The organism is Mesorhizobium sp. CA7 (genome assembly GCF_020165015.1).
GTDB lineage: Bacteria > Pseudomonadota > Alphaproteobacteria > Rhizobiales > Rhizobiaceae > Mesorhizobium.
Window position 1 is genome coordinate 877,924 of sequence record NZ_JAIUHH010000001.1, and the last position, 18,445, is coordinate 896,368.

The following is an 18,445-nucleotide window of genomic DNA, read 5'->3' on the forward strand; positions in this document are numbered from 1 at the left end:
TCCCGAAGCCTTGGCCTGAGCGGCAGCCGGTGCTAGCCAAGGCAGGGGGAGAATCCGTCCTTGGCGTCAAGCATCCACGATCTCGCGCGTCACCTGAACATCTCGATCGGCACCGTGTCGCGCGCGCTGAACGGCCGTGCCGACGTCAATGCCGACACACGCCAGCGTGTGCTCGAAGCAGCCAGGAAGCTGAACTATTCGCCCAATCAGTCAGGCCGCAGCCTGCGCCAGGGCGCCACCCGCTCGATCGCCTTCATGCTGCAGCCGCATCCCGGCGACCAGCAATATGGCGAGCCGTTCTTCATCCCGTTCCTGACGGGCCTGCAGGCGCGGCTCGCCGAGCATGACCTGGATCTGATGGTCGTCATGGGTGAGCCGGGCCAATATCAGCAGGAGCGGTTGCGCCGCGTGGTCGAGACGCGCCGGGCCGACGCGGTCGTGTTGGCCAATACGCGAAGGGAAGACGATCGGATCGAGTATCTCAGCAAGGCCGGCTTTCCCTTCGCCACGCTTGGCCGAAGTCAGTCCGGCGGCGACACATATCCTTCACTCGATATCGATTTCGAAAGGGCGGGTGATGAAGCCGTCGACCGGCTGGTCGCGCGCGGCCACCGCCGCATTGCCGCTATTCGCCCTTCGCTTGATCTCAACTTCGGCTACCTGTTCCTCGACGGCTACCGCAAGGCACTGAAGCGGCACGGTATCGAGGTCGACCCCGACCTGATCGCCGACGGCTTCATCAACGAGACCGGCGGCTACCAGGTGACGCCGCAAGTAATGCGCTCCAAAAACCCTCCGACGGCGATCATCTTCAACAATGACGCGATGGCGCTCGGCGGCTGCAAGGCGCTGGCCGAGATGGGTATCAAGCCGGGCCATGACATGGCCGTGATCGTCATCGTCGACACGCCGCTCTGCCGCTACTTTTCGCCGACGCTGACCGCCTTCCGTCCGTCGCTGGAGCCCATGGGCCGGCGGCTGGCCGAGATGCTGCTCGCTTCGCTTCCCGCATTCGCCGGCCCTGAGGGCACACGCATCATCCGCGAAGTCTGGCCGCTGGAGCTGATCGCAAGAGAGAGCGATTGAGCGGAGGCTTTCCCTTCTCCCCTTGTGGGAGAAGGAAACTGTCACGCAACCATCACGTTCACGTCCTAGACCGCTCGACGGGAACCGGCTCGCCGCATCGCCGATGCGCGTTCCTTCCAGGCCGCTCTGCTCGTCAAGAAGGGGATATCGATGAAACATTTCAACCGGACCGTCGCGCTCGGCGCGGCACTCGCCTTGTTCACTTCCCTGACCCCGGCGCTCGCCGACGGCGTCGCTTACGTCAACAAGGGGCTCGTCGGCATCGGCCGCATCCCGGCCAACCAGAAGGACAAGTTCGGCGAGACCTTCGGTTCAGGTTCCGGCATGGCGATCGATACCAAATCCTGGACGCGTGAAGTGGCCACCTACAGGGGTTCGCTCTGGCTGCTGCCGGACCGCGGCTACAATGTCGTCGGAACCACCGATTATCGCCCGCGCCTCAACACCATCTCGGTCGAGTTGGCCCCGACCGCTCCTGGCGCGGCGCCCGCCGCCGGACAGGAACAGTCGGGCGTTAAGGCGACGCTCGCCGACACGATGCTTCTGACCGACGACAAGGGCGCCGACGCCACCGGCCTCGATCCGTTGAACGGCATGCGCGCCGCCGCCGGCGACATGCCGATGCTGCCTGAGGCCAATGGCAAGCTGGCGCTGGACGACGAAGCGATCGTGCGCCTGCCCGACGGCACGATGTTCATCTCCGACGAATACGGTCCCAACATCTACCGCTTCTCGGCCGAAGGCCGCCTGATGTCGGCGACCCAGCCGCCCGCGGCGCTGGTGCCGATGCGCCACGGCAAGCCGAACTTCGCTTCCGACAATCCCGGCCCGGGCGCCGCCGAACCTGATCCGAAGGATCCCGAGACCGGCCGCCAGAACAACCAGGGCCTCGAAGGCATGTCGATGACGCCGGACGGCAGGTTCCTGATTGCCGTGCTGCAGTCGGCGGCCCGCCAGGACGGCGGCGATTCCGGCTCGACCCGCCAGAACACCCGCGCGCTGGTTTACGACGCTTCCGATCTCGCCCACCTCAAGCTGGCGCATGAATATGTCGTGCCGTTGCCGGTTTTCAAGGATGCCAAGGGCAAGACCAAGGTGGCCGCTCAGAGCGAGATCGTCGCACTCTCCGACAAGAGCTTTCTGATGCTGGCGCGCGACTCAGGCAACGGCCAGGGCGTCAAGGGCGACGAGTCGCTCTATCGCAAGATCGAGATCGTCGACCTCTCGGCCGCCACCGATATCGCCAACGGCCCATTCGACGCCGCCGACAAGCCGGTCGCGCCGAAGGGCATGCTCGACCCGTCGGTGACGCCGGCCAAGCTGACGCCGTTCATCGACATCAACGACAAGGGCGAGCTCGGCCGTTTCGGCCTGCACAATGGCGCGCCGAACGACAAGGACAACCTCTCGGAGAAGTGGGAGGCTATGTGGCTGGCGCCGGTGCTCGACCCGAAGCTGCCCGACGACTATTTCCTGTTCGTCGCCAACGACAACGACTTCCTCACCCAGGACGGCTTCCAGGTCGGCGCTGCGTACAAGGCCGAGGACGGCGCAGATGTCGACACCACCTTCCTGGTCTATCAGGTCACCCTGCCCGGCCTTTCTGGAAACACCACTCAGTAATGGGATGCGGTCGGCTGCCGCGGCAGCCGACCCTTTCTGAAGGGATGCATGAGCATCAGGCCTGCGATAGCATCGCGGGCCTGATTCAGTTTCGGCCCCACCGCCATGGATAACAACATGGATGACAAACAGCCCGCCCGCCGGCGGACCGGCGACCTGACCAGCGGCCCCATTCCGCGCACGCTGCTTTTGTTCGCCCTGCCGGTGCTGGGCTCCAACGTGTTGCAGTCGCTCAACGGCTCGATCAACGCGGTCTGGGTCGGCCGCTTCCTCGGCGAGGCGGCGCTGACGGCGACCTCAAACGCCAATCTGGTGCTGTTCCTCATCCTCGGCACCGTCTTCGGCATCGGCATGGCGGCGACCATCCTGGTGGCGCAGTCGGTCGGCGCCCGCGACCTGCCCGAGGCGAAGCGCATCGTCGGCACCAGCGCCACCTTCTTCTTCCTCGTCTCGGTCGTATTCGCCGTCTGTGGCTGGATCTGGGTCGACGCCATCCTGACCGGGCTCGGCACGCCGGCCGATGCCTTGCCTTTGGCGCGCGCCTATTTGCGCATCATCTTCGTCGCCGTGCCGATGATGAACCTTTTATCCTTCGTCATGACCGTGCTGCGCGGCGCCGGCGACTCGCGAACCCCGTTCGTCTTCATGGCGCTGGCGGTCGTGCTCGACGTCGTGCTCAATCCGCTGCTGATCCGCGGCATCGGCCCCTTCCCCGAGCTCGGCATTGCCGGTTCGGCAACGTCGACGCTCATAGGCCAGACGGTGAGCGTGATCGCCATCCTGATCGTGCTTTATGTGCGCAAACACCCGCTGCGGCTGGCGGGCAGCGATCTCTCGCTGCTGCGGCCCGACCCGAAATTGCTGCGCATCGTCGTTTTCAAGGGCATTCCGATGGGGCTGCAGATGATCGTCATCTCGGCCGCCGCGCTCACCGTGATGGGCATCGTCAATTCCTACGGCTCCCAGGTCGCCGCCGCCTACGGCATCGCCGCGCAGCTCTGGACCTACATCCAGATGCCGGCTCTGGCGATCGGCGCCGCCGTCTCCTCGATGGCGGCGCAGAATGTCGGCGCCGGGCGCTGGGACCGCATCGGCAGGGTCGCGGCGTCGGGCGTCGGCTTTAACCTGGTGCTGACCGGCGCGCTGGTGGCGCTGCTTTTCGTCTTCGACCGCGCAGTGCTCAGCCTCTTTCTCAGCACCGACAGCGCCGCGATCGACATCGCCGCCCACATCAACAAGGTGGCGTCCTGGTCGTTCATCCTGTTCGGCGTCACGATCGTGCTGTTCGCCACGGTGCGCGCCACCGGCGCTGTCATGCCGCCGCTGATCATCCTGATCATCTCGGTGTTGATCATTCGCACCGGCTTTGCCTATTCCATGCGCAGCGTCATCGGCCAGGAGGCGCTGTGGTGGAGCTTTCCGGCAGGTTCGATCGCCTCGCTGGCGCTCGCCGCCGCCTATTACCGCTTCGGCCACTGGCGCACGATGCATATGATCGAGGACCGGCCGGCGGCCGGCGAGCCGCCCGACACGGGCCTCGGCGTGCCGCGCCAGCGCGCGCAACTCCTGCCGGAGACGCCGAACGGCTAAAATCCGCGACGACAGGAAACGTGAAAATCCGCTACCGCGCGTATTTGGCGCCGAAGCCAAGCGCCACCAGCGAGAAGACGACGATCATACCGGCAAAGGCCAGGCTTGCGATGGTTGCGTTCGCCAGGCTCGACAGGATGCCGATGCCGATCACCGGCAGCGCGTTGCCGCAGAAGCAACAGATGAAGAAGGCCGACACCACCTCGGCGCGGCGGTCGGCCGGCGCGATCTGATTCACCACTTGCAGGCCGCCGCGATAGCCGAGCGCCGCCGCCACGCCGCAGACCGCCGTCGCAATGATCATCAGGACCATCGAGGCATAGACCTGCGCCGCCACGATCAGCGCCACGGTCGGGATCATCAGCACCAGCGCGGCAAGCATGGTGGAGCGGCTGGAGAGCCATGTGGTGGCGACGATGGTGATGGCCGCCACAATCGACAGCTCGAAGAAAAGCCCGCCGGCTTCGGCATGATTGGTCACATGCAGCTGCTGCGCCAGGATGCTCGGCGCCAGCGCCGCGTAGAAGCCGACCAGCGACATGGCGCCGAAACCGGTCACCGCCGGCGCCACGAATTGCGCGCGGATGTTGTCCGGCACCGAAAGCCGCGGCCTCAGCGAGACGTCGGAGAACCGTCCGGGCCTGGAGACGGTTTCCCGCGTGCGCCAGATCAGCAGTGTCACCAACGCAAGCAGGACGAGATAGACGGCGAATGTCAGCCTGAGCGGCCAGGGCGCATATTGGGCTAGCAGCCCCGACATGAGCGCGCCGGCCCCGAGACCGACAAAGTTGGTGCTGGTGGCGATGACGGCGGCGCGCGACTTGTCCTTGCCTTCGATCAGCTCGGCCAGCCAGGCGGTGCCCGCCCCCGCGCCGACACCGATGCCGAGCCCGCTGAGAATACGGGCGATGTCGAGCCAGGCGAGGTTTTCGGCGAAGAGGAAAAACAACGCGCTGACCACGGCAACGCCCATCGCCGCTAGCGCGGCGGGGCGGCGGCCGACGACATCCGACAGGCGGCCGAAAAACAGCAACGCCGCCAGATTGCCGACCACATAGACGGCGTAAACCAGCGTCAGCGTGACCTGCGAGAAGCCGAAGGCCTGCTTGTAGATCACGTAAAGCGGCGTCAGCGCGGTGCTGCCGGCAAAAAGCGCGGCGATCATGGCGGCGACGACGGCCATCGCGGCGCCGCCGCCAAGCTCATTGTCACGCGTCATGGTTTGAGCGTAGCTGGTCATGGCAACCTCCGGGGGTTGCAAGCCCAACGCCTATATAATGGCGCTGTTCCAGCCACCGACCGCCCTCCTGACACTCCTGACAGGATGGTCTTGTGCGAAATCCTCGCGTAGCTTTTGTCGGCCGACGAGGAGGAACCATGGGCAAAGGACGGGTCGAGGCATTCACCGATGGCGTCGTCGCGATTATCATCACCATCATGGTGCTGGAGCTGAAAGTGCCGCATGGCGAAGATTTCTCAGCGCTTCTGCCGCTGTGGCCGGTCTTCTTCTGCTATGTGCTGTCCTTCATCAATGTCGGCATCTACTGGAACAACCTGCACAACATGTTCCACACCGTGCAGCGGGTCGATGGACGCGTGCTGTGGGCCAACCTGAACCTTTTGTTCTGGCTGTCGCTGATGCCGGTGACCACCGCGTTCATGGGAGAGAACCACTTCGCGCCCGTACCGGTCGCCGTCTATGGCATCGACCTCGCGCTTTGCGCCGTCGCCTACACCATCCTGGTCCTCAAGTTGCGCCATCTGCACGGCGCCGACACGACTTTCGCCAAGGCCGTCGGCCGTGACAACAAAGGCAAGATCTCGCTGGCGCTCTATATCGCCGCAGTCCTGCTCAGCTTCCTCAACCAGTGGATCAGCGTGGCGATCTATGTGCTTGTAGCGACCATCTGGTTTGTGCCGGACAAGCGCTTCGAACGGTTGGTCGAGAAATAACGCTTACTTCCGCATGGTTTTCAGCTTTTCCGCCGCCGAGGCGGCAAGGTCGGCATAGCGCTCCTCCAGCCTCTCGGCCGCCTTGATGATCGGAAAGTCATGGCCGAATTTCTCCAGCGCCAGCCTTAGCTTCTCGGCGAAATCCGCCTGCTTCTCCAGCGCCGCAAACAGCGTCTTCACCTGCGTCTCGCTGATGTCGGGATTGGCGAGCATCTTCGGCACCTCGCGGCTCATCTGGTCGCCGTTGACGGTTTGCTCCTTCAGGATTCCGATCCAGTCGGTCAAATGCCGAACTCCTTTTTTGGACAACATGCGCGGCGTGCGCTGCGATGGTCAACCCGTTGCGGCTTTCGCCGTCAACCCGTTGCGGCTTTCGCCGTAATCACCGGACGAACCGGCCTTGCCTCGGCGGCGCCTGGCGTTAAGTTCGGCCCGACCCGAACAAGGATGGAACTCATGACTAGCGACGCCCAGATCCAGACCGCCCTGCCCGCCTTCGCCTCCGGCAATGTCGCCGTCATCACCGGCGGCGCCAGCGGCATCGGCCTTGCCGCCGCAAAACGGTTCGTGGCAATGGGCATGAAGGTGGTGCTTGCCGACATCGGCGGCATGCGCCTCGACCAGGCGAAGCAGGCGGTCGCCGCGATCGGCGGCGAGGATGCCGTCCTCCCAATCCCGACCGATGTCTCCAGGGCGGAAGAGGTCGACCGGCTCGCGGAGCTCGCTTACGGCGCCTTCGGTGCGGTGTCGGTGCTGATGAACAATGCCGGCGTCGGCAACAATCCGGGCAAGCCGTGGGAGAACCGCGACGCCTGGAAGCGGCTGCTGGACATCAATTTCTGGGGCGTCGTGCATGGCGTCGAAGCCTTCGCGCCGCGCATGCTCGCCGCAGGAAGGCCGGGCCTGATCATCAACACCGGGTCCAAGCAGGGCATCACCACGCCGCCCGGCAATCTCGCCTACAACGTCTCCAAGGCCGGCGTGAAGACCTTTACCGAAGGGCTGGCGCATGCGCTGCGCAACGAGCCGGGAGCCAAGGTGTCGGCGCATCTGCTGATCCCGGGCTTCACCTATACCGGCCTGACCGAAGGCGCGACGGAAAAGCCCGCCGGCGCCTGGACCGGCGAACAGGTGATCGACTTCATGCTGACATCGCTGATGGAGGACGACTTCTACATACTCTGCCCGGACAACGAAGTGGCGCGGCCGATCGACGAAAAGCGAATGGCCTGGGCGATGGGAGACATCATCGAGAACCGCCCTGCCCTGTCGCGCTGGCATCCCGATCACAAGGATGCCTTCGCGGCCTTCATGAACCGCTGACGGCCCTGTCAAGCCGCGGCTTTCTTCTTGGATGCGTTCTTCCCGGCCGCGGTCTTCTTTGTGGCCGCGCCGGCGGTCTTCGGCGCATGCTTGGTGCCGTTCTTTCCGGCGACGGCCTTCTTGGCCGCCTTTTCGGCGATCTCGCTGTCATGCCGTTTTGCCGCCGCCTCGCATTTCGAGCGGATCTCCTCCACCTCTGACTCCGTCAGGTGTTCGATTCCGATGAAATGGTTATGGGCGCGGCTGACCCTGATCAGTTCGTCCAGCTTGGCCTGGATCGCCGCGCCATCGCGATTTTGCGTGTTCTGGATCAGGAACACCATCAGAAAGGTGATGATGGTGGTGCCGGTGTTGATGACCAATTGCCAGGTGTCCGAGAACCCGAAGAGCGGTCCACTCAACGCCCATACAACCACGATCGCCACACAGATGGCGAAGGTGGGCGGCAGCCCCGCCAGATGTGCCACCTGGTTGGCTATCCGCGTAAAAACCTTCTCGATCATGCAAGTCCCTCGAACCGTGGATGTGCTGGCATTTGCGAAGAAACAAGCTGCCGCCCGCTCCGGTTCCGCGGGATCGAATTTTGTGCCGACACGTGCACGCAATCGGCTACACGCAGAAAGCGCAGTTTCGCGAAAAAACACCTTATCCGTTTATTTGCAATAGTGCCGGTGCAGGCCGAAAGCCTGTTCCTTCCGCTTCACGGCGGTTTACCTCCAGCCCCTTCCGCTGCGCCACCCCCGCATGGCGGAAGGGGCATTTAGTTCCGAGAGTGGAAGGCACCGGTCAGTCAGCGCCGGTCATGTGCCCGACTGCGTTCTGCCCGTGTCGATGAGCGTTTCTTCCCAGCGATCGAGAAAGGCTTCGATCGGCATGGCCTGCATGTCGGGGATTGCGCTCGCCAGTTTCTCGGGCGGCCAGTCCCACCAGGCAAGGGCTTCGATGCGCGCCGCGACGGTGGCGGAGAACCGCCGGCGCAGCGGCTTTGCCGGAACGCCTGCGACGATCGTGTAGGGCGCGACGTCATGTGTCACCACCGCATTGGCGCCGATGACCGCGCCGTTGCCGATCGCGACACCCGGCATGATCACCGCGCCGTGTCCGATCCAGACATCATGGCCGATACTGACTGATTTCGCTTGCCGTCGCGCGCGAAAAGCCGTGTCGACGCCCAGCCAGCGAAAATACTCGTTCGGCCGGTAGCTGACCTTGTGCTGCGTCAGCCGCTCGATCGGATGCTCGAGCGCGTTGATGCGGCTGTTCGCTGCGATCGAGCAGAACTTGCCGATTGTCGTATAGATCGCCTCGCAATGGCGTTCGAAATAGGAAAAGTCGCCGACGCTCACCTCGCGCAGGATCACCCGCTCGCCGATCGAGGCATAGCGGCCGAGCTTGCATGCCTTCAGCTCCGCGGTCGGATGGATGCGCGGCTCGGGATCCTTGAGGACGAGGTTTTCAGGACGGTCCATGAGGGGGCTTTACGCCGGCCGGGACGGCCCCGCAAGCGCGGCCTGCCCCCCCAACAAGCCTATCGCCTATTGCGGCTTGCCCTTGGTCCACACCACGTTCTGGCCGTAAAGCGGCACGGTCGTGACCGACATCTTCGCCGAGCCGTTTTGCACCTGGCGCGAATGCGACAGATAGATCAGCGTCTCGTTCTTCTTGTCGTAGATGCGGTTCACCACCTGCTTTTTCCAGATCAGGCTGAGGCCCTGCTTGAACACCTCCTCACCGCCCTCGCCCATGTCGATGTCGCCGATGGTGATCGGCCCGGTCTGGCGGCAGGAGATCTAGGAATCGGAAGGATCCTCGAACCAGTTGCCCTTATGCAGCCGGTCGATGATGCTGCGGTCGAAATAGGCGACATGGCAGGTGACGCCGTCGACCTTCGGGTCCTTGATCGCGTCGACCATGATGTCGTTGCCGACCCAGTCGACACCCACTTTACCCACTTCGTCAGCCATGGCCGCGCCGGCGCTCAGGGCAAGACAGGCGGCGAACAAGCCGATCAGTTTTCGCAAGGAAGCCTCCTCGGTTCACGTTTGCCGATGTCAGGTGGGACAGGATCGTGGCGTTTGCAAGCCGATCGGCCCGCCCGGCGGCTTGCGGCAACGCGACATCTTTGCGCGCCCGGCGCCGACCCGCTAAGACTGTCGCCGAACTGGCTTCCAGCCAAAGCAACGGACATTCACTGATGATGCGCTCAATCCTGGTCGGCATTCTCGTCCTGATGGCGGCGGGCATCGGCTGGCTGACATTCGACTGGTACCGGGGCCACTATGGCGGCGAGCCCTTCGGCGCGCCCTTCACGCTGGTCGACCAGAAAGGCGCGCCGATCACCGAAGCCGCCTTCAGGGGACACCCCAGCGTCGTGTTCTTCGGCTTCACCCATTGCCCTGAAGTCTGCCCGACGACACTGTTCGAGCTCGCCGGCTGGCTGAAGACGATGGGCGACAGCGGCAAGGACCTCAGCGCCTATTTCGTCACCGTCGATCCGGAACGCGACACGCCGGAGACGATGAACACCTATGTCAGCAACTTCTCCGACCGGATCACCGGCATCACCGGCGATCCGGACAAGGTGCACGCCATGGCCAAGGCCTTCGGTATCTATTGGAAGAAGGTCGACACTGGCGACGGCGACTACACGATGGACCACACGGCCTCGGTGCTGCTGCTCAACGCCAAGGGCGATTTCGCCGGCACCATCGCCTATGGGGAGAGCGCCGACACCGCGATAGCCAAGCTGAAGCGGCTGGCTGCGGGTGGGCAAACCTGATGGGCCAGACTAGGCTCCACTTCACCGCCAACAAGCTCGAGGCCGACCGCATCTTTGCCGCACTGGACGCCGCCTTCGAGGAGGACGGCCTGCCGATCGCCGTGCTGGAGCTCGACGAGGAAAAAGATATCCACGAAGTGTCGCTCTATGCCGATGGCGACGTCGATCCCGTCGAGGTCCGGGTCAGGGATGTCCTCGCCGGTCTCGGCCTGCCGAAGCCTGTCGAACGTGAGGTCCTTCCCGACGTCGACTGGGTGTCGCGCTCGCTGGAAGGCTTGAAGCCGGTCCGCGCCGGACGCTTCTTCGTCCACGGCTCGCACGATCGGGCCAAGCGTCGCAGTGGCGACCTCGCCATCGAGATCGAGGCGGGCCTTGCCTTCGGCACCGGGCACCACGGCACCACCGCCGGCTGCCTCGAAGTTCTGGAGCAGGTGGTGCTGCGCGAGCGGCCGCGCAACGCGCTCGACCTCGGCACCGGCAGCGCCGTGCTCGCCATCGCGCTGGCCAAGCTCGCGCATATCCCGGTGCTGGCGACCGACATCGATCCGGTCGCCGTCCGCGTCGCCGCCGCCAATGCCCGCCTCAACCACGTCAAGGCGCTGGTCGAGACGGTGACGGCGCCCGGCTTCCATCATCCGATCTTCGCCAGGCGCGCACCTTTCGACCTCATCGTCGCCAACATCCTGGCCCGGCCGCTGATGCGGCTCGCGCCCGAAATGGCCAAGCACATCAGTCTCGGCGGCTCGCTGGTGCTCTCCGGCATCCTCGACCGGCAGCGCGACGCGGTGATCTCGGCCTATGTCGGCCAAGCCTTCCGCCACGTGCGCACCTTGCATCGCGAGGGCTGGGTGACCATCCACCTCAAGCGCTGAGGCCGGGTTGCATCCGGCCGATCTGGCCCTGCCGAAATCGATTCCGATTTCCGGGGTCATGCGCTACGCTCGCAACAAGCATCGAAGAGAGGCCAAAAATGTTCCAGACCTTTGATTCCGCTGGTGATCCTGCCGTCGGTAAGCCGCGTGTGGCGCAGCTGCGGCAATGGCTGGCTGAGCATGGTTTGGATGGCTTCCTTGTTCCCCGCGCGGACGAGCACCAGGGCGAATATGTCGCCGACCGCTCGGCGCGGCTGAAGTGGCTGACCGGCTTTTCCGGTTCGGCCGGCGTCGCGATCGTGCTGCGCGACCGCGCCTTCATCTTCGTCGACGGCCGCTACACGCTGCAGGTGCGGGGCGAGGTGGACCTGTCGATCTTCACCGTCGAAAGCCTTGTCGACAATCCGCCGGCCAGCTGGATCAAGGACAATCTCGGCAAGGGCGCAAGGCTCGGCTTCGACCCTTGGCTGCACACGATCGGCGAGATCAAGGCGCTGAAGGCATCGGCCGAGCAATCCGGCGCGACATTGGTGCCGCTCGACAGGAATCCCATCGACATCATCTGGACGGATCAGCCGGAACCGCCCCGCGCGCCTGTCGAGATCCATCCGCAAAACCGTGCCGGCGAGCTCGCCAAGGACAAGCTCAAGCGGCTGGCGGGCGCGATCGAAAAGGACGGCGCCACCCATGCGGTGCTGACCGATCCGTCCTCGATAGCCTGGGCGTTCAACATCCGTGGCGGCGACGTGCCGCATACGCCGCTCGCGCTCGGCTTCGCCATCCTCGCCGCCGATAGCAAGCATCAGTTGTTCATGGACCAGCGTAAATTCCCGCGCCAGGTCGCAGCCTATCTCACCCAGCTTGCCGATCCACATGATCCGGGCGAGTTCGAAGCCGCCATCGTCGCGCTAGCCAAGGACGGCGCGAAAATCGCGCTCGATCCGGTGTTGGCGGCGGAGAAGCTCCGCATGCTGGTCGAGGACAATGGCGGCACGGTCGTCTTGGCGGCCGACCCGGCGCGTATTCCGCGCGCGACCAAGAACCAGGCCGAGATCGCCGGCAGCCGCGCCGCGCATCGCCGCGACGGCGCCGCGGTCGCCAAGTTGCTGTGCTGGCTCGACCGCCAGAAGCCCGGTACGCTCGACGAAATCGCCGTCGTCACCAAGCTCGAGGAGGTGCGTCGCCAGACCGGCGAAGAGACGCAGATGCCGCTGCGCGACGTTTCCTTCGACACGATTTCCGGCGCCGGCCCGAACGGCGCCATCATGCACTACCGCGTCTCGCGCGCCACCAGCCGCAAGCTTGAAAGCGGCGAGCTGTTCCTGCTCGATTCCGGCGGCCAGTATCAGGACGGCACAACCGACATCACCCGCACCGTGCCGATCGGCCAGCCGAGCGAGGAGATGCGCGAGCGCTTCACCCTCGTGCTGAAGGGCATGATCGGCATCTCGACGCTGCGTTTCCCCGCCGGCACGCGCGGTTCGGAGATCGACGCCGTTGCCCGCGTGGCGCTATGGAAGCATGGCTGCGACTTCGCCCACGGCACCGGCCACGGCGTCGGCTCCTACCTCGCCGTGCATGAAGGGCCGCAGCGCATCGCCCGCACCGGCACAGAAAAGCTGCTTGCCGGCATGATGTTGTCCAACGAACCGGGCTACTACAAGGAAGGCGCCTACGGCATCCGCATCGAGAACCTGATCCTGGTCACGCCGGCTGAGAAGATCGAGGGCGGCGACATCGCCATGCATGGCTTCGAGACGCTGACGCTGGCGCCGATCGACAAGCGGCTCATCCGCACCGACCTGCTGCACCGGGACGAATTGCAGTGGCTCGACCGCTATCATGCCCGGGTGCTGGCCGAGATCGGCCCGATGGTCGACGGCGAGACACTGGCCTGGCTTGAGAAGGCGACGGCGCCACTGCCGCATGACGCCAAGATCTGAGACTGGCTTCTTTCTCCCCGTTCACGGGGAGAAATGCCCGGCAGGGCAATGAGGGGCAGCGCCGGCATTCCGAATGATCGCGCCGGAGTTCCTACCCCACAAACTGTCGCGCGATTATCAGCACCGCCGCGCCGGCCAAGAACATCGCCATCAGGCCGCCGCGCAGCGACACCAGCACGGTGACGATCAGCGCCGCCCACTCAGCGGGCCCGGCATGCAGCAGCTCCGGCGCGACGAGGGTCGTCAGCACCGCGGCCGGCACGGCGTTGAGGCCGGCCTCGACGCGGGGATGGATCGTCTCGAAGCGCGAGATGACGAGGTGGCCGCCGATTCGGGTCAGATAGGTGGCAACGGCGCCAGCCAGGATGATCCAGAAGGTCGTGCTCATGGCCGCTTGCCCACGCCGCTGTGATGCGGCGGCAGGATCACCGCCAGGACGATGCCGGCGACCGCGCCGATCGAGACATGCCAGGGCGAGCCCACGGTTCGATAGGCGATGATCGAGGCGACGGCGCTGGCGGCGACGACGGGCGCCCAGAGCGGCCGTTTGCGAAAGCCGAGCACCAGGCCGAGGAAATAGATCGGCAAAAGGAAATCGATGCCCAGCGCATGCGTGTCGGGGATCAGCTTGCCGAACACCGCGCCCAATCCGCTTTCGATAACCCAGAACACATAGACCGGCAGGCCTAGCCCCAGATACCAGACGAAGCCGACGGGACGGCCGGACTCCGCCCTCGCCTCGGCGATGGCGAATTGCGGATCGGTCAGGATGAAATAGCCGAGCGCCTGCTGCAGCACCGGCCAATGCGCGATGCGCCTGCCGATGCCGGCCGAATAGAGCACGTGGCGAAAGTTCACCGCGAAGATCGACAGCACAATCAGCCATGGCGCGACATGCTGGCCGAACAGTTCGATGCCGACCATCTGGCTGGCGCCGCCATAGATCATGGCGCTCATCAGGAAGGCTTCGAGGACGGAAAACCCATTGTCGACGGCGATCGTGCCGAACAGGATCGCGAACGGCGCGGAGGCGACGACCACCGGCATTGAAAGCCGCACGCCGTCCCAGAAATCGCCGCCCGTTCTGCCTTCAGAGATTGCTTCCGCTGCCATGCGCCGCTCCTCGTGCATGTCGCCCAGAAGTGCGCAGCGGTTCTGGGACAACGACATGCATCAACAAAAGACTTAAAGCGCGTCGCCTGGATTCGTTCAGCGCACGCGCTTTAAGAGCGGCTTGATTTAGAGAGCGTCGCCTCCAATGTCACACCAATTCGCTTGACCCAGCGATCAGCGGAACTGATCGCCGGGTTGCGAAACGTTGGAAATCTTCAGGCAGCTCAGCTGACGAAATAGCGCTGCCACTCGAAGTCCGTGATATGCGAGGCCTGCCAGGCATCGAAGGGATTTTTTGTCGGCCCCTATTGTCCCGCCATCGCGCCTTGGCGCAGAGATAGCGCCGCGCCTTGCAGCAAGAACCGAGGGGGGATGAATGGTCGTCTATGATTTCACGGGCCGGCATGCGGTCGTCACCGGAGCTGGCGGCGGGATGGGCGAAGCGATCGCGCTGGCGCTGCTCGATGCCGGCGCCTCCGTCACCGCCATCGACATCAAGCCGCGTCCGGCCTCCCTCGCCTCGTATGACGACCGGCTCACCTTCGCCCAGGGCGATTTGACCGACGCGGCCTTCGTGGAACGGACCATCGGTGCGGCGGGCCGCGAGCGTGGCGGCATCGACTATCTTGCCAATGTCGCCGGCGTATTGTGGTTCGGTCGCGACAAATCGGCGCTCGAAATGGATCTCGATGTCTGGGATGAGGTCTTCAACATCAATCTGAAATCCTTCGTGCACACCGCACGCGCGGTCGTTCCGCAGATGCGCGCCGGCGGCCGCGGCGGCGCCATGGTGCATTTCTCGACCATTCAGTGGTATCGCGGCGACCCGAAGCCTCAGGATGCCTATCAGGCCTCGAAGGCAGGCGTCTGCGCGCTGTCGAAGTCGCTTGCCATGCAGCTTGCCGGCGACGGCATCCGCTCCAACGCGATCTGCCCCGGCATGGCGCTAACGCCGCTGCAGGCGCGCTGGGACACCGAAGAAAAGCGCGCCGCCGTGGCGAATTATACGCCGCTCGGCCGCATCGGCACGCCGCAGGACATGGCAAACGCCGCGCTCTTCCTGCTCTCGGACGCCGCCAGCTATATCACCGGCATCGAGCTTGCCGTCGACGGCGGCCTGCTGATGCGGATGTAAGCCCCCGGCGACAGCCGGATGACGGCATCAGGCCGTGACAGCCGTCCCCTGGATCGCCCGGCCCCAGTCGAGCAGCGGCTTGGCGCCAAGCGTGAAGCCGACGAGATCGTCGACCAGCGCCGGCGAATGGATCGTCGCCGGATCGATGTCGTGCCGGACCACGAAATGCCGGTTGCGCACCGCCTCGGCGAGATCCTCGTCACCGACATCCTCGAAACCGCGCGGCGCCCGCTTCAGGCGGTCTTCCGCATCGAGCGCGAGGCCGGCCTTGTTGAGCAATGCGACCATGCCGCGGAACGCGGCCGGCTTGGTCACGATCGCCTTGCGCATGGCCTGCAGCAATTCAGGCGCCGGCTGCCACCAGGCCACACCCGCGAAGCAGCGCTCGAGCCCGATATGCACGTAGAAGACCCCCTGCTCCATCTTGGTGCCGTCGGGCGACAGAATCGCCGAGAGATGCCGGTTGTAGGGCCGCTTGTCCTTGGAAAAGCGCACGTCGCGATTGATGCGGAACAGCGATTTCTTGCGGTCACCGCGCAAGCCGAGCTTGGCCGCCTCGAAACGCTCTGTGAGCGTCTCGACCAGATCGCAGAACGGCCCATGCAGCTCGCTGTCGTAAAGGTCGCGGTTTTCCTGGAACCACTCGCGGCTCTGGTGGAAGTCGAGCGCCTTCAGGAACGGAATGGCCTTCGGCCCAAAACCCTTGAACGCGCCAGTCATTAGCCGCCCCTGCCGATGCGCTGCAGCCAGGTATCCTCGTCGATCACCTCGATGCCGAGATCGCTCGCAACTTTCAGCTTCGAGCCGGCGCCGGGACCCGCCACCACCAGGTCTGTCTTGGCCGAAACCGAGCCCGCGACCTTGGCGCCGAGCCGCTCCGCCATCGCCTTGGCTTCCGAACGCGTCATCTTTTCCAGCGAGCCGGTGAACACCACCGTCTTGCCCGAAACTTCGCTACCGGCCGAGATTTCCATGACGTAAGGTTTCGGATGAACCTGCGCCAGCAAGGCGTCCAGCACATCGTCATTGCGCTCATTGCCGAAGAAGTCGCGCAACGCGTTGATCACCGTATCGCCGATACCGTTGATCGATGGGAACACGCTGTGCGGATCCTCGGCCTTCGCCGTCTCCTTGCCGACACGGATCAGTTCCTCGATGGTCGAGAATTGGCGGGCAAGCACGGCCGCCGTGGTCTCGCCGATATGGCGGATGCCGAGCGCGAAGATGAAACGGTCGAGCTCCGGCTCGCGGCGCGCGTCGATAGCTGAAAACAGCTTGTCGAGACCTTCATAATTACGCTCCTCGACGCTGCGAACATTCTTGCGCGCCTTGCCCGAGGCTTCCTCGCGCAGCCTCGCCTGCTCCTCCCGTCGCTCGGCCAGCGCCCTTGTGACGGCGGGCCGTCGATCCTTCAGCGTGAAGATATCTGCGGCGGTCTTCACCAGCCCCGAATTGAAGAACAGGTCGATGTTTTCGGCACCGAGGCCTTCGATGTCGAGCGCGCCGCGCGACACGAAGTGACGCAGCCTTTCGACCGCCTGCGCGGCGCAGATCATCTCGCCGGTGCAGCGCCGCCGCGAATCCTCCTTGCCCGTCTTCTCGTTGATCTCGCGCGTCGCCGGCGAGCCGCAGACCGGGCAGGTATGCGGGAATTCATAGGGCACCGCGCCAGCCGGCCGCTTATCGATGACGACGCTGACGATCTGCGGGATGACATCCCCTGCCCGCTGGATGACCACCGTGTCGCAGATACGCACATCGATGCCGTCGCGGATGGGCTGGCCGTTGCTGTCGAAACCTTTGATATAGTCTTCATTGTGCAGCGTGACATTCTCGACCACCACGCCGCCGACCGTGACCGGCGCAAGCCGCGCCACCGGCGCCAGCGTGCCGGTACGGCCGACCTGGATGTCGATCCTCTCGACGGTCGTCATCGCCTGCTCGGCCGGGAATTTGTGGGCGACCGCCCAGCGCGGCTCGCCGGTGACGAAACCCCAGCGGCGCTGCAGCTCGAGCTGGTCGACCTTGTAGACGACGCCGTCTATGTCGTAGCCGAGCGAGGAGCGCTGTTCCTCGATGCGGTGGTAATGCGCGATCAGCTCGTCGATCGACTTCGCCCGCACCATCAGGGGGCTGACCTTGAATCCCCACTCCTTGAACTTCTGTACGGAATCGAACTGCGTCGGCGCTGGGTCCGCTGTCGTATAGCCCCAGGCATAGGCGAAGAATTTCAGATTGCGGCTGGCGGTGACCGATGGATCCTTCTGGCGCAGCGACCCTGCAGCCGTGTTGCGCGGATTGACGTAATCCTGGCCTCCGACCGCCGCTGAACGCTGCTTCAAAGCCTCGAATTCGGCATAGGTCATGTAGACCTCGCCGCGGATCTCGATGATTTCCGGCCAGCCCGAACCCTGCAGCTTCTTCGGGATGTCGGCAATCGTCTTCAGATTGGCGGTGATGTCCTCGCCGACCGTGCCGTCGCCACGCGTCGCACCCTGCACGAACACGCCGGCCTCGTAGCGCAGCGAGGCCGACAGCCCGTCGATCTTCGGTTCGGCGGTGAAGGCGATGTCGAGCTCCTTGTCGCGGTCGAAGAAACGCCTTCCGCGCTCGATGAAATCGGCGACGTCCTGGTCGGTATAGGCCTTGGCGAGGCTCAGCATCGGCACCGCGTGCCGCACCTTGGTAAAGCCCTCCGCAGGCGGGGCGCCCACCCGCCGCGTCGGCGAATCCTCGCGCACGAGATCGGGGAAGCGCTCTTCGATGGCGAGGTTGCGCCGGCGCAGCGCATCATACTCGGCATCGGTGATCGTCGGCGCGTCCTCGGTGTGATAACGCCGGTCATGCTCGGCAATCTCCGCCGCCAGTTGTTTGAGCTCATCCGCGGCTTCGCCTTCGCTCAACGAATCGATGGGTTTTTCCGACATGCATCAGTCCTTGGATTGTGGCGCGCCACTATAAATCAGGATTTGGCGGCAGGGAGTGGGCTTGCGCAAAAATCATTGCTGAACAGCACGATGCAGCCATC

The 18,445-nt window shown here is 64.5% G+C and carries 17 protein-coding genes and 1 pseudogene; 9 read left to right on the forward strand and 9 right to left on the reverse strand.

What is annotated here, in order from left to right; translation table 11 throughout:
• Positions 1-60: 60 nt before the first annotated feature.
• From LB552_RS04235 to LB552_RS04245, 3 genes are all read left to right on the forward strand, one after another.
• Positions 61-1,086 (forward strand): LacI family DNA-binding transcriptional regulator, encoded by a 1,026-nt coding sequence (locus LB552_RS04235; RefSeq protein WP_224600810.1) that lies wholly within the window; start codon positions 61-63, stop codon positions 1,084-1,086.
• A gap of 150 nt (positions 1,087-1,236) precedes the next feature.
• Positions 1,237-2,709 (forward strand): esterase-like activity of phytase family protein, encoded by a 1,473-nt coding sequence (locus LB552_RS04240; protein ID WP_224602076.1) that lies wholly within the window; start codon positions 1,237-1,239, stop codon positions 2,707-2,709.
• 117 nt (positions 2,710-2,826) lie between these two features.
• The gene (locus tag LB552_RS04245; RefSeq protein WP_224602078.1) at positions 2,827-4,299 is read left to right on the forward strand and encodes an MATE family efflux transporter; all 1,473 of its coding nucleotides are present in this window, start codon (positions 2,827-2,829) and stop codon (positions 4,297-4,299) included.
• A gap of 31 nt (positions 4,300-4,330) precedes the next feature.
• Here LB552_RS04245 and LB552_RS04250 read toward each other — a convergent pair whose 3' ends face one another.
• Complete coding sequence (locus LB552_RS04250) at positions 4,331-5,539, reverse strand: MFS transporter (RefSeq protein WP_224522845.1); 1,209 nt, start codon at positions 5,537-5,539, stop codon at positions 4,331-4,333.
• 137 nt (positions 5,540-5,676) lie between these two features.
• Here LB552_RS04250 and LB552_RS04255 point away from each other — a divergent pair, with 137 nt between their 5' ends.
• Positions 5,677-6,252, forward strand: a complete 576-nt coding sequence (locus tag LB552_RS04255; protein ID WP_140839754.1) for a TMEM175 family protein — start codon at positions 5,677-5,679, stop codon at positions 6,250-6,252.
• A 3-nt stretch (positions 6,253-6,255) separates the two neighbouring features.
• On the opposite strand, the gene LB552_RS04260 is transcribed toward LB552_RS04255, so the two are convergent.
• Positions 6,256-6,537, reverse strand: a complete 282-nt coding sequence (locus tag LB552_RS04260; protein ID WP_140626825.1) for a hypothetical protein — start codon at positions 6,535-6,537, stop codon at positions 6,256-6,258.
• A 171-nt stretch (positions 6,538-6,708) separates the two neighbouring features.
• On the opposite strand from LB552_RS04260, the gene LB552_RS04265 reads away from it, so the two are divergent.
• Positions 6,709-7,575 carry an SDR family NAD(P)-dependent oxidoreductase gene (locus LB552_RS04265; RefSeq protein WP_224602080.1) on the forward strand — a complete coding sequence of 289 codons (867 nt, stop codon included), beginning with the start codon at positions 6,709-6,711 and terminating at the stop codon, positions 7,573-7,575.
• A gap of 8 nt (positions 7,576-7,583) precedes the next feature.
• Here the strand turns inward: LB552_RS04265 and LB552_RS04270 are convergent, their stop codons facing one another.
• The 3 genes and pseudogenes from LB552_RS04270 to LB552_RS04280 all read right to left on the reverse strand — a co-directional run bounded on the left by LB552_RS04270 (position 7,584) and on the right by LB552_RS04280 (position 9,539).
• Positions 7,584-8,078 (reverse strand): low affinity iron permease family protein, encoded by a 495-nt coding sequence (locus LB552_RS04270; protein WP_181174725.1) that lies wholly within the window; start codon positions 8,076-8,078, stop codon positions 7,584-7,586.
• 297 nt (positions 8,079-8,375) lie between these two features.
• A complete protein-coding gene (locus LB552_RS04275) occupies positions 8,376-9,044 on the reverse strand; it encodes a DapH/DapD/GlmU-related protein (RefSeq protein ID WP_224602082.1) in 669 nt (222 codons plus the stop codon).
• 66 nt (positions 9,045-9,110) lie between these two features.
• Positions 9,111-9,539: pseudogene (locus tag LB552_RS04280) on the reverse strand (CreA family protein).
• 230 nt (positions 9,540-9,769) lie between these two features.
• Here LB552_RS04280 and LB552_RS04285 point away from each other — a divergent pair.
• The 3 genes from LB552_RS04285 to LB552_RS04295 all read left to right on the forward strand — a co-directional run bounded on the left by LB552_RS04285 (position 9,770) and on the right by LB552_RS04295 (position 13,169).
• Entirely contained in the window at positions 9,770-10,354 is a 585-nt protein-coding gene (locus LB552_RS04285) for an SCO family protein (protein ID WP_140839746.1), read from the forward strand.
• Positions 10,354-11,226 (forward strand): 50S ribosomal protein L11 methyltransferase, encoded by an 873-nt coding sequence (locus tag LB552_RS04290; RefSeq protein WP_140839744.1) that lies wholly within the window; start codon positions 10,354-10,356, stop codon positions 11,224-11,226. The genes LB552_RS04285 and LB552_RS04290 overlap by 1 nt, the downstream gene beginning before the upstream one ends.
• 98 nt (positions 11,227-11,324) lie before the next feature.
• Complete coding sequence (locus LB552_RS04295; RefSeq protein ID WP_224602084.1) at positions 11,325-13,169, forward strand: aminopeptidase P family protein; 1,845 nt, start codon at positions 11,325-11,327, stop codon at positions 13,167-13,169.
• 91 nt (positions 13,170-13,260) lie between these two features.
• On the opposite strand, the gene LB552_RS04300 is transcribed toward LB552_RS04295, so the two are convergent.
• Together LB552_RS04300 and LB552_RS04305 are read right to left on the reverse strand one after the other, a co-directional pair.
• Positions 13,261-13,557, reverse strand: coding sequence for an AzlD family protein (locus LB552_RS04300; protein WP_224602085.1), 297 nt, complete (start codon positions 13,555-13,557; stop codon positions 13,261-13,263).
• Positions 13,554-14,282 (reverse strand): AzlC family ABC transporter permease, encoded by a 729-nt coding sequence (locus LB552_RS04305; protein ID WP_095769034.1) that lies wholly within the window; start codon positions 14,280-14,282, stop codon positions 13,554-13,556. Before LB552_RS04305 ends, LB552_RS04300 begins: the two co-directional genes overlap by 4 nt.
• A gap of 376 nt (positions 14,283-14,658) precedes the next feature.
• On the opposite strand from LB552_RS04305, the gene LB552_RS04310 reads away from it, so the two are divergent.
• Positions 14,659-15,417, forward strand: coding sequence for an SDR family NAD(P)-dependent oxidoreductase (locus LB552_RS04310; RefSeq protein ID WP_224602087.1), 759 nt, complete (start codon positions 14,659-14,661; stop codon positions 15,415-15,417).
• 27 nt (positions 15,418-15,444) lie between these two features.
• On the opposite strand, the gene LB552_RS04315 is transcribed toward LB552_RS04310, so the two are convergent.
• Both LB552_RS04315 and ligA read right to left on the reverse strand, forming a co-directional pair.
• Positions 15,445-16,137, reverse strand: coding sequence for a DUF2461 domain-containing protein (locus LB552_RS04315; protein WP_224602089.1), 693 nt, complete (start codon positions 16,135-16,137; stop codon positions 15,445-15,447).
• On the reverse strand, positions 16,137-18,344 hold the full coding sequence (ligA, locus tag LB552_RS04320) for an NAD-dependent DNA ligase LigA (RefSeq protein WP_224602091.1): 2,208 nt from the start codon (positions 18,342-18,344) through the stop codon (positions 16,137-16,139). The genes LB552_RS04315 and ligA overlap by 1 nt, the downstream gene beginning before the upstream one ends.
• Between the last annotated feature and the right edge of the window lie 101 nt (positions 18,345-18,445).

Excerpts from the sequence above, each read along its gene's own strand:
- LB552_RS04305 (WP_095769034.1), bottom strand. The coding sequence starts at position 14,282 with ATGGCAGCGGAAGCAATCTCTGAAGGCAGAACGGGCGGCGATTTCTGG.
- LB552_RS04315 (WP_224602089.1), bottom strand. The coding sequence starts at position 16,137 with ATGACTGGCGCGTTCAAGGGTTTTGGGCCGAAGGCCATTCCGTTCCTG.
- LB552_RS04270 (WP_181174725.1), bottom strand. The coding sequence starts at position 8,078 with ATGATCGAGAAGGTTTTTACGCGGATAGCCAACCAGGTGGCACATCTG.
- LB552_RS04295 (WP_224602084.1), top strand. The coding sequence starts at position 11,325 with ATGTTCCAGACCTTTGATTCCGCTGGTGATCCTGCCGTCGGTAAGCCG.
- LB552_RS04275 (WP_224602082.1), bottom strand. The coding sequence starts at position 9,044 with ATGGACCGTCCTGAAAACCTCGTCCTCAAGGATCCCGAGCCGCGCATC.
- LB552_RS04250 (WP_224522845.1), bottom strand. The coding sequence starts at position 5,539 with ATGACCAGCTACGCTCAAACCATGACGCGTGACAATGAGCTTGGCGGC.
- LB552_RS04245 (WP_224602078.1), top strand. The coding sequence starts at position 2,827 with ATGGATGACAAACAGCCCGCCCGCCGGCGGACCGGCGACCTGACCAGC.
- LB552_RS04255 (WP_140839754.1), top strand. The coding sequence starts at position 5,677 with ATGGGCAAAGGACGGGTCGAGGCATTCACCGATGGCGTCGTCGCGATT.
- LB552_RS04310 (WP_224602087.1), top strand. The coding sequence starts at position 14,659 with ATGGTCGTCTATGATTTCACGGGCCGGCATGCGGTCGTCACCGGAGCT.
- LB552_RS04300 (WP_224602085.1), bottom strand. The coding sequence starts at position 13,557 with ATGAGCACGACCTTCTGGATCATCCTGGCTGGCGCCGTTGCCACCTAT.
- LB552_RS04240 (WP_224602076.1), top strand. The coding sequence starts at position 1,237 with ATGAAACATTTCAACCGGACCGTCGCGCTCGGCGCGGCACTCGCCTTG.
- LB552_RS04290 (WP_140839744.1), top strand. The coding sequence starts at position 10,354 with ATGGGCCAGACTAGGCTCCACTTCACCGCCAACAAGCTCGAGGCCGAC.
- ligA (WP_224602091.1), bottom strand. The coding sequence starts at position 18,344 with ATGTCGGAAAAACCCATCGATTCGTTGAGCGAAGGCGAAGCCGCGGAT.
- LB552_RS04265 (WP_224602080.1), top strand. The coding sequence starts at position 6,709 with ATGACTAGCGACGCCCAGATCCAGACCGCCCTGCCCGCCTTCGCCTCC.
- LB552_RS04285 (WP_140839746.1), top strand. The coding sequence starts at position 9,770 with ATGATGCGCTCAATCCTGGTCGGCATTCTCGTCCTGATGGCGGCGGGC.